The organism is Frederiksenia canicola (genome assembly GCF_011455495.1).
In the GTDB taxonomy this organism is placed as follows: domain Bacteria; phylum Pseudomonadota; class Gammaproteobacteria; order Enterobacterales; family Pasteurellaceae; genus Frederiksenia; species Frederiksenia canicola.
On record NZ_CP015029.1, the window covers coordinates 801,615 to 814,120 of the forward strand.

Below are 12,506 nucleotides of genomic sequence, written 5' to 3' on the forward strand. Positions count from 1 at the left end.
TAAGGGGGCAAAATGCCAGAACTACCCGAAGTTGAAACGAGTGTGCGAGGGGTGTCGCCTTATTTGGTCGGGCAGACGATCGAACAGATCATTGTTCGCCAAAAGCAGTTGCGTTGGTTGGTAAGTGATGAACTTAATCAAATGAATGGGGCGACGATTTTGTCAATTTACCGCCGTGCGAAATACCTCATTATTCATACCAATCGTGGCGATATTTTGGTGCATTTAGGGATGTCGGGATCGCTCGGGATTTTGTCCAAAGCACAAAATCAGCCGATCGGGAAACACGATCATGTCGATCTGGTAACGAGCAACGGCACGATGTTACGCTATAACGATCCGCGAAAATTTGGAGCGTGGTTGTGGGTGGATAATGCCGAAAATGCGGCACTGTTAGCGAAACTTGGACCTGAACCGCTTTCAGAGACTTTCACTGCGGACTACCTTTATCAACAAAGTCGCCATAAAACGGTAGCGGTAAAAAATTTCATTATGAATAATGCAGTGGTGGTTGGCGTGGGCAATATTTACGCCTGTGAATCGCTATTTATGGCGGGCATTCACCCTGAGCTTGCGGCACAAAATCTTAAACGGAAACAGTGCGAGCGTTTGGTGACGGTGATCAAAGATGTGCTAACCAAAGCGATTATTCAAGGCGGCACAACGTTGAAAGATTTCATCCAACCTGACGGCAAACCAGGCTACTTCGCTCAAGTGCTGCAAGTTTACGGACGCAAAGGCGAAGAGTGCAACGACTGTGGTTCGATCATCGAAGCAAAAGTTATCGGGCAACGCAACAGTTTTTATTGTCCAAAGTGCCAGACATTGCCGAAGTAGGGTGGATACAAGCGGTCACTTCCTATAAAAGTTTTGCAAAAGAGTGGCTTATAGAAATGTGAGATCACTCTCATTTTGGTGTAAATGTTGCAATATTGTTAAATAATTGCTTGCGAATCTAATACACTTTGGCAGAATGGCTACCGTTTTGGGCTGGATTCTGATAGGGGAGCGAATGCAACTGATTCAAATTTTATCGGATGTGGGGGCGGGCAAGCGAGGAAGTCATGAAGGAGTAAAATGGCTTTCGCAGCGAAGTGATACTGTTTTTGAAAGAGAGGTGATCTTTGAAAATCATCTCTCAAGTGATTTCATCGCACCACCTGCAAAGTATATTGATAATCTCACCGCTTTTTTTCATCAATGCCTGCCACCACTTAGCCAGCATTTCCAATCATCTTCTTTCCCCGTTATTTTGTCGGGCGACCATGCCAATGCCATCGGTACTATTTCCGCATTATGCCATACGTTCCCCGACAAGCGAATTGGTGTGATTTGGATTGACGCCCATGCCGATTTACATACGCCCTACACGACGCCATCGGGCAACTTACATGGAATGAGCTTAGCTGCCTTAATACGACAAGATAACCAAACATGGAGTAAGCACTTGCTCAGTGATGAAATTATTCAGTATTGGCAGCAGTTAAAGCAACTTGCCCCACAGTCAAAAGGTATTTTGCCCGAAGATCTCTGTTTTCTCGGCCTGAGAGACTGTGAGCCTGAAGAAATCGCACTATTGAATCAGTTTAATATTCCCTATTTTTCAGTAGAAAAAATACGAGAAATGGGTATTGAGCAAGTGCTTACACAAGTCAAACAGCAATTTGACGATGTGGATATGGTTTATCTCAGTTTTGATGTTGATGCTTTAGATGCGGATTTATTGTCTGCTACGGGCACGCCCGTAAAAGGAGGGTTCACTGAGCAGGAAGTGAAGTGGCTGCTTAGCGAACTGCTACATTTGCCTTCGCTCGCCGTATTTGAATTGACAGAATTTAATCCAACACTTTCTTCCGACACCACGCAGTATGAGCGAGTTGGTCGGTTATTTAGGGGGGCGCTGAGACAAATTGAAAAGAGAGAAATGAAAAAGGCAGCTTAGAGGCTCTAAACTGCCAATGATGATGTTATTTTTGAATAGGATTCAGCGTGAGTACTAAATTCTCAGCGATGACTTTGAATAACAAATCAATATTGGGGTGTTTACCTACATGTTGTTTGGCATCTTCAACGTGTTCTGCAAACCATTCTAGCCCTTGTTGGGCAGAATGTGCATTTAAGGTGTTGGCGTATTTCTCTGCTAACGCATGATACAGTTTAAGTGAGCCAAGTTTACCTTCAATAGCCGGAATGGTGTGGATTACCATACCATTTTGTACAACCTCTAACGCTGATAAATGTTCAATCGCAGGGAAAGTCGCTAAATAGTCTTTGAATTGCATCTGTTTTCCTTACATACCAACGATTAAACATTCAGCTACACTGCGGGCGTTCGATTGTGCAGCGGAAGCTGCCGCACGATCACCGATTGGACCGACAAAAACACGGTTCCATTCCGCACTGCTGACCACTTTCGCATTGTAGCCTGCCATCGCTAAACGAGCCTGCATATTTTCTGCTTGTGCTTTACTTTTAAATGCACCACATTGTAAACCATATTTTCCAACAGATTTAGGGGCTTCTGAGGCAGGTTTTGCTGTTGCAACCACTTTTTGTGCTTTAGCTGCTTCTTTCGCTTTTTTCTCTTGTTCTGCTTTTTTCGCAAGTTCTTGCTGTTTTTTCAGTTCTTCTGCTTTTTGTGCGGCTAGTTCTTGTTCCGTTAATGGTGACTGTGCCGTAGCACCCGCTGAAGTGGTCTGATTCTCAGTGGTTGGTGTTGGTGCTGTTTGTTGAGCAAGCTGCTGTTTTTCCATTTCCTGTTTTTTCAAGATCTGCTGTTCTTGCTCCTTAGTGAGACGAGCCAATTTTGAGTTGGTATCAATCGGCACTTCGCGTGTTTCAAGATCACGAATATAGCTATAAATTTCTTCAGGTTTGCTTGGTAATTCGTTCTTCTGTGATGTTGGTGTTGTTGTTTTTACTGGTGCAGGCTGGGGAGCCATTTTGTCTTGTAGCACCCATAAGCCCAAACCACTTAGTAACAATAATAAAATGATGATAATCAAAATAAGGAGTTTGTTACCGCTTTTAGCTGTTTTAGTGCGGGCGGCATAGTCACGTTTTGGCACGATAACCTCTAATATTGAATGATCCGATAAAAGGAGAATACTACTAGAAAAATCGGCATTTGACTAGAAATGTACACATTTTCTCGCTTTGCAAAAAATGGCTTGGATCTGACCGCTTGTAAGGCCTTTTCAGCGAAGAATTCTGCCGTTTTCGATTTTTAAGGCGTAATCAAAGAGTGCTTTTACTTCATCGAATTGATGTGTCACCATCAATAAGGTTAAATGCCGCTGTTCGCAGAGTTGATAAACGAGTTGTTGTAGTTCTTCACGCCGTTTGGGATCGAGTGCAGAAAAAGGCTCATCGAGTAATAAAATGGGTTTATCTCGCAATAGAGTGCGAGCCAGTGCAACTCGCTGCTTTTGTCCGCCAGAAAGTTGATCAGCACGACGGGCAAGAAAATCAGCAATGCCCATTTGTTCGGCAATTTTTGCGACTTGCTCCGTTTGAGCGGGCGAGAGATGAAGACTTGGCACCAGTGCTAAACCAATATTTTGCTGCACAGTCAGATGGGGGAACAGATTATTGTCTTGAAATAGCATAGAAACTGGACGGGCAGCGGGTTCGGTGGCGAAGTGATTTTCGCCATGTAAATATAATTCACCGCGGCTGGCTTGTTCAAAACCGGCGATGAGGTTGAGTAACGTACTTTTCCCCGCACCACTTTCCCCAACAACGGCAACTCGCTCTCCTGGTTGGATATGGCATTGAAATTGCATTGGGAGAGCAGGGTAGTCAAATTCCAAATCTAAATGGATCATTATCTATTCTCTTTTTGTTCAATCAGTAAAAATGGCAGAAAAGTCAGAACCATCAACACCAACGCCGTGACAGCGGCATCGTCCATTCGGTAGCTGCCAAGTTGTTGGTAGAGTAAATACGGCAAGGTGCTGAAATCGGGGCTACCAAAGAACGCAATCACAGCAAAACTACCTAAACTTGACGACATTGCTAACGCAAAGGCGTTTCGAAGGGGACGGATTAAGTAGGTTTTTTCCACAATCCACCAACGGCGAAGCCCGGTTAGCCCAAGGCTACGGGCAAGTTTATCTTGTGTGATGAGTGCTTCCCACATGGCGGTAAAAATAAGCCGATAAATATAGGGAAGTAGCATTAACCCGTTACACACGCCCACTAAAACAAGAAGCTGCCAAGTGGAAAGCTCCACATTGATAAGTAATAAAAATAACCCAACTGCCAACATAAAAACGGGCATGATGAGCGGATAGGTGGTTACACCAGCGAGAAAACTGTGTTTGATTTTTTGGTTGCGATAAGCCAGTTGCCTTGCCTCCAATGCAATAAGGTAGGCAATGAGAATGACGGTGAGCGTGGCGATCAGGCTTAAGAGTAGCGAAAATAGCGTTGCCTCCCAAAGTTGCGGATTGGCTAAGCGACTGAAAAAGTCAGAGACGGATAGCCCAGTCCAAATCACATTGAGAATAGGTACAACAATTGCAAAACTGAGAACGGAAATGACCGCTTGTAGCCCCCATTTACGTCGTCCAGACAGTGTTGCTTTCCAAATATTATCAATCGGCAATGGATAGGAACGATATTGTTGGAAGGCGAGTTTAGTCGCGAAGTCCATCAAAATTTGTAACCCAATGCCCACGAGAATTTGCATCATAATCAGCATCACCGCTTTGGCAAAATCAAATTCAAAAGTGACCGCTTGATAGATTGCTACTTCAAGTGTGCTGTATTTTGGGCCACCGCCTAACATCAACACGATCGGAAAGCTAGTAAAACAGATCAGGAAAATTGTGGTAAAGGCATAAGGTAAAATCCCTTTGAGAATCGGGAGTTCAACAATGCGGAAGTAGTGGATGCCGCGTAAATTAAGTTGAGCAGCGAGTTGGTGTTGGCTGCTTGGAATCAAACTCAGCCCTTCTAATACGTATTTTGCTACTAGCGGAATATTGAAAAAGAGATGTGCCAACAAAATGCCTTGCAATCCGTATAGTTGGAATTGCCACTCTAAACCAAGCGATTGCCATATTTGGGCTAACCAACCCGCATTTCCCCAGACGCCAATCACGGCAAAAATCACCACCAATGACGGCAACGCCCACGCAAAGGTGATGATTTTATACAGAATATGTTTCCCTTTGAAGTTGAGATAGAAAAAACTGCGAGCAAGTAGAATGCCAAACAGCGTTGAGAAAACGGCAGAAAGCCCGGCTTGTAACAGGCTATATTTCAGAATTTGTCCCACTTCGTGAAAAGACCAAAAAGTGGCATCTGAACGGTGATCAAATAACGCCCATAAACTAAAAATGTAAAGGGATAAGATAATTAAATAGACCGACCAAGCGGAAATCTGGGTAATTCTGCGAAGCATTGCAATCGTTTAGCTAAAAAAGATAACGCACTCTACCTGATTTTGCTGGAAATGTTAAATGTTGTTATGGCTCAAAGAATGCAAGGGGATCTTCTGATATAGTCGATTTTATTTTGTGATGAAGGAATCTTTATGAGTAAAACATTTAGTGACGAAGTTGAAAACTGTAAAACCAACTGTAAACCGACAAACACGGCAATGTTTGATAATGCCGACAGCACTATTGAGGTCGTGCAACAATATGAAAATGAAGCCCAAGCACAGCAAGGGCTAGAGAAGTTGATTGAAAAAGCACGTTCGGTTGAAAATGAACCGTGTAAAATTAAAAGTCGCATCAGCCCAACAGAAAATGGCGTGGAATTGCATACGACATTTGAGTTTGGCTGCCAAGCAGAAGCCGTTATTTTTCAGATGAAATTGCGTTAGGCAAAGACGACAAGCGGTCAGATCACCGCAAAATATTGCAAATTAAGGGCGGCATTGCCGCCCACGTTTTTACGAATGAGTTATTTTCCGATACAGAATGAGCTGAAAATATTGCCGAGCAAATCATCGGAAGTGAATTGTCCTGTGATTTCGCTTAACGCATTTTGTACCAATCTCAATTCTTCGGCGAGCAATTCGCCCGCAAAGAATTGGGTGAGCTGAACATGCCCTCGTGCTAAATGTTCTGCTGCGGTTTCAAGGGCAACTAAGTGGCGGCGACGAGCTAGGAAACCGCCTTCCGTCGAGCTTTGATAACCCATTGATTTTTTGAGATGCTCTCGCAGTAAATCTACGCCCACTTTCGTTTGTGCAGATAAACGAATGACAGTGAAATTATCTACCTGAATCAAACCTTCCGTTTCCCCAGTTAAATCAACTTTATTGCGAATCACGGTAACAGGAATGTTTTTCGGCAGTTTTACCAAGAAGTCAGCCCACTCTGTTTGAAATGCATCGGATTTGGATGTGGTACTGTCGATCATCAACAAAACGTGATCTGCTTGAGCAATCTCATCCCATGCCCGTTTGATCCCAATTTTTTCCACTTCATCGCTGGCTTCCCGCAGCCCCGCCGTGTCGATAATATGCAGTGGCATACCATCAATATGGATATGCTCCCGTAATACATCGCGAGTGGTGCCGGCAATGTCGGTTACAATAGCCGCTTCACGCCCAGCCAATGCGTTGAGCAAGCTCGATTTACCCGCATTCGGTTTGCCAGCAATCACCACTTTCATCCCTTCACGCAAAATGGTGCCTTGTTTGGCTTCTTGGCGAACGCTGGCGAGTTGAGCAATGATTTCATTCAGTTTTGCTTCGATTTTGCCGTCAGCTAAGAAGTCGATCTCTTCATCGGGGAAATCGATCGCGGCCTCAACGTAGGTGCGAAGATAAATGACATTATCAACCAATACATTGATTTTATTAGAAAACTCTCCTTGTAGTGATTTTAAGGCAGAGCGAGCCGCTTGTTCAGATGTAGCATCGATCAAGTCAGCAATTGCTTCTGCTTGAGCGAGATCGAGTTTGTCGTTTAAAAAAGCCTGCTCGGAAAATTCGCCCGCACGGGCAATTCGTACGCCATCGATTTTCAAAATTCGGTTGAGCAAAATATCCAAAATCACTTGTCCGCCGTGGCCTTGCAGCTCCAACACATCTTCACCAGTAAAGGAATTGGGGGCCTTAAAAAACAGGGCGATGCCTTGGTCGAGCGTGGTGCCGTCTTCATCTTTAAAGGGTAAATAGTCCGCCATCCGAGGTTTCGGGCATTTGCCGAGTACTTGTTCTGCCACTTTGCTGGCGAGCGGTCCAGACACTCGCAAAATGCCGATACCACCACGTCCGATCGGCGTAGCTTGGGCGACAATAGTTTCTTTCATAATCATTCCTTCACAATAAATTTAGCCTGCATTCTACTGCAAGCGGTCAGATTCTCGAAACGTTTTGCAAATCAGTAACGGCGAACATCGGGCGGGGTATAGTTTGCAATAAAGGCTTCAATTTCGGTTAAGTCATCAGAGAATAAGGTTTTTTCTCGATCTTGTTGCGTGAGAAAGCCTTCCGTTACCATTTTGTCAAAGACGGCTTTGAGCGGTTCATAATAGCCATCGCTGTTAAATAAAATGCACGGATGGTTATTTTGCCCGATTCTCGCCCATGAAATGACTTCGCTAATTTCTTCGAGTGTGCCGGGGCCGCCTGCTAAGGCGATATAGGCTTGCCCAAGTTCAATCATTTTCTGTTTTCGCTCAGTCATTGAGCTGACGCTAATCATTTCCGTCACACCAGTGTGGGCAATTTCTCGCTGTTGTAAAAATGTCGGCATAATGCCGATCACTTTGCCGCCGTGTTGTAATACAGTATCGGCCAACAAGCCCATCAGCCCGACCTTTCCCCCACCATAAACTAAGGTGTGATTTTGCTCTACAAGCCATTTGCCAAGTGCGATGGTCGCCTGTTGATGAAGGGGGTTATTTCCTAAGCTTGCCCCGCAGTAAACGGTGATATACATTTCTTTTTGTTCCAGATTTGGTTAAAGTGAAGCGGAAATTTTAGCAAAATCATAAGGGGAACAAAATGCACTTTGGTGAATATCAGCAATGGGTAAGCGAGTTTTATAAACAGCAAAAGTGGTATGAGCGAGATGTATTTCGCCGTTTGGCGTATTTAACCGAAGAGGTAGGTGAAGTCGCATGTGCGGTGCGAGCGATTGAAATCGGACGGGAGCGTCCTGATCAGGTAGAGCAAGATTTGACACAAAAGCGAGAAAATTTGATTGAAGAATTGGGCGATGTGTTTGATAACTTATTTATTTTGGCGGATAAGTATGGCATTTCGTTGGAAGAGGTGATGGCGAAACATCAGACCAAATTTGTGAAGCGGTATATTGAAGAAGTGAAATAGTACAAGCGGTGAGATCCGTCAGAAAATTTGCAAATGTCTTTTCGGATCTCACCGCTTGTCTCGCAAGCAGATTATTCTAATTCGCCACAGAAACGGTAGCCTTCACCGTGAATAGTGACAATAATTTCGGGCGTATTGAGATGATCTTCAAAATGTTTACGAATGCGGCGAATGGTGACATCCACTGTGCGATCGTGAGGTTTTAATTCACGTCCTGTCATTCTTTTTAATAAATCATCACGGGTTTGAATTTTCCCTGGGTTCTCACAGAAATGGAGCAAAGCACGGAATTCGCTGCGTGGTAATTTAGTGCTTTCACCTTCAGGGTTGATTAAGCTGCGACTATTAACGTCAAGCGTCCAGCCATTGAAATGATAGCTCTCAATTGGTTCAGCTTCCTTCGTATGTTTCTCTTTCTCTGCCATGGTGCGTTGTAGCAAATTACGAGCACGAATGGTTAATTCACGGGGGTTGAACGGTTTGGTGATGTAATCATCCGCACCAATTTCTAAACCGAGAATTTTATCCACTTCGTTATCGCGTCCAGTTAGAAACATTAATGCGATGTCTGTATTTTCACGCAATTCACGAGCAAGCATCAAACCGTTCTTACCCGGTAGATTAATATCCATAATCACTAAATGAATTTCGTGGTGATCTAAGATGGAATGCATTTCAACACCATCGCTGGCTTCAAATACATCATAGCCTTCCGCTTCAAACACACTTTTTAGTGTGCTGCGAGTAACAGCTTCATCTTCAACAATGAGAATTTGTGGGTTTTCCATTTTTTGCCCTTTTAAAAATTTAAAAACTCAGTTTTACAATCGTCATTTAAATGTTGCAAACTTGTGATATTCTACTTGCGATCTTTAAACACTGGAACTTTTATTTTTACGTTTAATTAGCTTTAATCAAACTTTTATAAAAAATATCTATTGTATTTAAAGAGAAATATATTCCACAGGCAAATTAAACGTGTGTTTTGCAAGATCTTCTGTAATTGCTCGGTGGCTGAGTATGGCTTGTTTTTCAGCTAATACAATGCGACTAATGGCAATTTCCTCTAAGCCCTGCATTCGGCGATAATTTAATGCACTTTGTAGCGGTAAAAAACTTGGGTTGAAGGCGGCATTCTCGGCATATTGTCCTGTAATGATGTGTTCGCCAACCTGCAATGCAACACCGCTGACGGCTTGGCTGTAAGGTGCGTACGATCGGCTGGCGGCGGTGATTGCTGCTTGGACAAGCGGGTCGTTATGGCTAGAAAATTGCAAATGTTGTTTATCAAACAGTACGTTTGAGATATTCAAATCTTTCGGACCAAATGAATCGGGCAAATAGCTATGCAACAAGTTGTTTTGGCTGTGCGGCAAATGGATTTTTAGCGTGTGAGCGGTATTTAATTCATTCATAAATTGGCGGCAATGTCCGCACGGCGTGTAATTTACAACCATATCCGTAATGCCTTCTTCGCCCGCAACCAGTGCGTGTGAGATTGCACTTTGTTCGGCGTGTACCGATTGTTGGATGGCATCTTGGGCAAATTCTATATTGGCGCCGAAATAGAATTTTCCTGATTTTCCAATGGCAACCGCACCCACATAGAAATTGGAAACGGGTGGAGTCGCATAGCATGCGGCAATAGGCAAACAAGTCAGTGCGAGATCAACAGGCGAAAGTTGAAATTGTTCACACCATGTCTGAATTTGCTCGGCAGAAAATTGAGCTTGGTAATTCTGTTTAGCAAGTTGTGCTAATACGGTGGTGAGCACGGCGTGATTTTCAGTAACATCTAAATGCGCCAAGCGACTTTTAATGGTTGATTGTTTCATACATCCTCACTTTTTTGATTTCTTAGTTAATTTGTCCAACGCAATTTGTGCAGGCTCTACTAATTCAGTCTCTCCACTTGCAATAACGAGACGATAGAATACTTTTGCTTGCTCTAAATCTTTCTTGGTGCCTTCGCCTTTTTCATAGGCTCTGGCAATGGCATAAAGGGCATCAATGCTACCGTTATCGGCTGCACTCATATAATATTCAAAGGCTTTCTTTAAATCTTTTTTGACCCCTTTTCCTGTTTGGTAAATTTCCCCTAATAGGGCAAGCGAATTTGCATCGCCGTTTTCCACGGCTTTTTCTAACCAATAACGAGCTTGTTGATAATTTTGTTCCACCCCTTGGGCATCAAGATACATCACACCAGTATTGAACATCGCAAGGGCATCGCCTTGTTCTGCAGCAATGCTAAATAGGCTTAATGCTTTGGCGTAATCAGGTTCGCCAAGTGTTCCACTTGCATAGAGATGCCCTAAGTTAGTATGTGAGTCTCTATGTCCTTTATCGATCGCTTGTTGATAAAGTTCCGCAGCTTGTTGTGGATCTCTAAATACACCGATCCCATCTTCATAGTGGTGGGCGAGTTGGAAAAGTGAGTCAATGTCTCCTTTATTGGCAGCTTGTTGATACCAATAAGTGGCAAACCACCAATCTGGCTCCACACCAAAACCTGTCTGGTAGAGATCAGCTAATGCCGCCATTGCGAGTGTATGTTGCTGTTGAGCTGCTTTTTGCATTAACTCGAATGCTTTAGTCGGATTGAGCGTACAAGGGAAATCGTCCAAATTCGCCAGTGTATATTGTGCTTCAGCCCAGCCTTTATCCGCCAAAGGAGGAAGTAATTTACAAACTAGCTCCTTTTCCCCTTTTTCAATAGCCGATTGAACTTGAAGGAGAGCAGCTTTATCTGCTTCAGTTGGTTCAATGATATGCACAGGGCGTTGAATCCCAGTTACCCGTTTACGCAAGTGGTCTAATAGGGTAAATGCCTCATCGCTAACATAGGCATCTTCGCTGTTTTGATATAGTGTTTTATATAGGTGATCGGCTTTATAAACATCTTTGGCTACACCAAAGCCATCTTCATATAGTGAACCGAGTAATAATTGATATATTTCATCTGTCTCGGCAAGTTGTGTGATTTCAGGTAATAAACTGGCTAATCCAGCTTTGGCTTCTTGTTTTAAAGTGTGATTACCATATTTTAGGACATCAATATAATTTGCAGCAGCTTGCTCTAGATTTTTTTCTGTTCCCCTGCCTTCAGCATACATTTTAGCCAATCGATAGCTATTTTCACTATTGTTTTGTAGTAGGTTACTTTTCCCGATGCGTGAATAACACTCAAAGGCTTTGCTATCACTTTGTTCAACACCTTCCCCCGTTTCGTATAATTTACCGAGTAAAAGATTGGCTTCGGCGGAGTAGGCTTCTGCATTTTTTTGTAAGTAAGTGACCGCTTGTTGAAGATCTTTTTCAACGCCGATGCCGTTTAAATAGGCTTTAGCAACATATAAACTGGAGTCGTTGGCATAACCAGCGAGTTCATGGGCTTTTTTATGTAGTTCAACGGTTTTGGTGAGATCTACTGGCACACCTAGGCCTTTTTCATAGATTTCTGCCAGTTTTTCCATCGCAAAATAAGATTGCTGTTCGGCGGCTTTTTCGTACCAATAAATGGCTTTGAGATAATCTTTAGGGGTTTCTGGGTATAGCCCATAAAAATAGTTATCACCTGCCGAGAGTTGTGCATCGACAACATTTCCTTTGGCGACTTGTTCTAGCAATCGTATTCCTTCTGCAGAATTACTTGGGTCAGTAAGTAATTTCATGGCTTGTTGGAACTGTTCATCCAATGCTTCTTTGGTTGGTGTCGATTGTGCAAAAAGGGGGGAAGATAACCCCAATAGAAGTGAAAAAAGGAGATAATGTTGTTTCATAAGATTCTCATTAATGACGTTCAAGGATCACCCCAACGCTACTGGCTTCTGCCACCGCTTTGGGTTTGTGTAATTCAATACGTAATGTGTTGACTTTAAATTCATTTTGCAGCAAATCCGCTACACGATAAGCCACAGTCTCCACTAACTTAAATGGTGTTTTTTCAACAAAATCGAGAATTCTTGCGGATACTTCGGCGTAATTCAAACAAAATTCAACATTGTCTTCTTCAACCGCTCGCTGAAAATCCCATTCCATTTCAATATTAAATACCAAGCGTTGCTTAATGGTATGTTCCCAATCATAAGCCCCAATGGATGCAAAAGCGGTGAGTTCATGAATAAAAACTTTATCGCTCATCGGATCTTTCCTTATTTTCCTTTTTGAAAGTTCAGGTAGAATATCACAAAATTACTCATTGCGA

14 protein-coding genes are annotated in these 12,506 nt (G+C 43.2%); 4 read left to right on the top strand and 10 right to left on the bottom strand.

Going from position 1 to position 12,506, the window contains the following annotated elements:
- Nucleotides 1-12: 12 nt before the first annotated feature.
- Together mutM and A4G17_RS03955 are read left to right on the top strand one after the other, a co-directional pair.
- On the top strand, nt 13-837 hold the full coding sequence (gene mutM, locus A4G17_RS03950) for a bifunctional DNA-formamidopyrimidine glycosylase/DNA-(apurinic or apyrimidinic site) lyase (protein WP_123957434.1): 825 nt from the start codon (nt 13-15) through the stop codon (nt 835-837).
- A gap of 175 nt (nt 838-1,012) precedes the next feature.
- Nucleotides 1,013-1,942 carry an arginase gene (locus A4G17_RS03955; protein ID WP_165894257.1) on the top strand — a complete coding sequence of 310 codons (930 nt, stop codon included), beginning with the start codon at nt 1,013-1,015 and terminating at the stop codon, nt 1,940-1,942.
- A gap of 25 nt (nt 1,943-1,967) precedes the next feature.
- Here A4G17_RS03955 and A4G17_RS03960 read toward each other — a convergent pair whose 3' ends face one another.
- The 4 genes from A4G17_RS03960 to thiP all read right to left on the bottom strand — a co-directional run bounded on the left by A4G17_RS03960 (nt 1,968) and on the right by thiP (nt 5,410).
- Nucleotides 1,968-2,282 (bottom strand): DUF2322 family protein, encoded by a 315-nt coding sequence (locus A4G17_RS03960; RefSeq protein WP_123957436.1) that lies wholly within the window; start codon nt 2,280-2,282, stop codon nt 1,968-1,970.
- Nucleotides 2,283-2,291: 9 nt separating this feature from the next.
- The gene (gene ftsN / locus A4G17_RS03965) at nt 2,292-3,068 is read right to left on the bottom strand and encodes a cell division protein FtsN (RefSeq protein WP_123957437.1); all 777 of its coding nucleotides are present in this window, start codon (nt 3,066-3,068) and stop codon (nt 2,292-2,294) included.
- A 129-nt stretch (nt 3,069-3,197) separates the two neighbouring features.
- Nucleotides 3,198-3,827: a thiamine ABC transporter ATP-binding protein gene (gene thiQ, locus A4G17_RS03970; protein ID WP_123957438.1), complete on the bottom strand. Its 630-nt coding sequence runs from the start codon at nt 3,825-3,827 to the stop codon at nt 3,198-3,200.
- Nucleotides 3,827-5,410, bottom strand: a complete 1,584-nt coding sequence (gene thiP, locus A4G17_RS03975) for a thiamine/thiamine pyrophosphate ABC transporter permease ThiP (RefSeq protein ID WP_123957439.1) — start codon at nt 5,408-5,410, stop codon at nt 3,827-3,829. The genes thiQ and thiP overlap by 1 nt, the downstream gene beginning before the upstream one ends.
- A gap of 132 nt (nt 5,411-5,542) precedes the next feature.
- Between thiP and A4G17_RS03980 the strand changes: the two genes are divergently transcribed.
- Entirely contained in the window at nt 5,543-5,836 is a 294-nt protein-coding gene (locus tag A4G17_RS03980) for a YfcZ/YiiS family protein (protein ID WP_123957440.1), read from the top strand.
- An 80-nt stretch (nt 5,837-5,916) separates the two neighbouring features.
- Here the strand turns inward: A4G17_RS03980 and mnmE are convergent, their stop codons facing one another.
- Both mnmE and A4G17_RS03990 read right to left on the bottom strand, forming a co-directional pair.
- On the bottom strand, nt 5,917-7,275 hold the full coding sequence (gene mnmE / locus A4G17_RS03985) for a tRNA uridine-5-carboxymethylaminomethyl(34) synthesis GTPase MnmE (protein WP_123957441.1): 1,359 nt from the start codon (nt 7,273-7,275) through the stop codon (nt 5,917-5,919).
- Nucleotides 7,276-7,346: 71 nt separating this feature from the next.
- Nucleotides 7,347-7,907: an LOG family protein gene (locus A4G17_RS03990; RefSeq protein WP_123957442.1), complete on the bottom strand. Its 561-nt coding sequence runs from the start codon at nt 7,905-7,907 to the stop codon at nt 7,347-7,349.
- Between the two features lie 65 nt (nt 7,908-7,972).
- Here A4G17_RS03990 and A4G17_RS03995 point away from each other — a divergent pair, with 65 nt between their 5' ends.
- A complete protein-coding gene (locus A4G17_RS03995; RefSeq protein ID WP_123957443.1) occupies nt 7,973-8,299 on the top strand; it encodes a MazG nucleotide pyrophosphohydrolase domain-containing protein in 327 nt (108 codons plus the stop codon).
- 71 nt (nt 8,300-8,370) lie between these two features.
- On the opposite strand, the gene arcA is transcribed toward A4G17_RS03995, so the two are convergent.
- The 4 genes from arcA to folB all read right to left on the bottom strand — a co-directional run bounded on the left by arcA (nt 8,371) and on the right by folB (nt 12,442).
- Nucleotides 8,371-9,087: a two-component system response regulator ArcA gene (gene arcA, locus A4G17_RS04000; protein ID WP_123957444.1), complete on the bottom strand. Its 717-nt coding sequence runs from the start codon at nt 9,085-9,087 to the stop codon at nt 8,371-8,373.
- A 156-nt stretch (nt 9,088-9,243) separates the two neighbouring features.
- Nucleotides 9,244-10,134 carry a cytidine deaminase gene (cdd, locus tag A4G17_RS04005; protein ID WP_123957445.1) on the bottom strand — a complete coding sequence of 297 codons (891 nt, stop codon included), beginning with the start codon at nt 10,132-10,134 and terminating at the stop codon, nt 9,244-9,246.
- A gap of 6 nt (nt 10,135-10,140) precedes the next feature.
- Nucleotides 10,141-12,081, bottom strand: a complete 1,941-nt coding sequence (locus A4G17_RS04010; RefSeq protein WP_123957446.1) for a tetratricopeptide repeat protein — start codon at nt 12,079-12,081, stop codon at nt 10,141-10,143.
- Nucleotides 12,082-12,091: 10 nt separating this feature from the next.
- Nucleotides 12,092-12,442, bottom strand: a complete 351-nt coding sequence (gene folB, locus A4G17_RS04015) for a dihydroneopterin aldolase (protein WP_123957447.1) — start codon at nt 12,440-12,442, stop codon at nt 12,092-12,094.
- Nucleotides 12,443-12,506 lie beyond the last annotated feature (64 nt).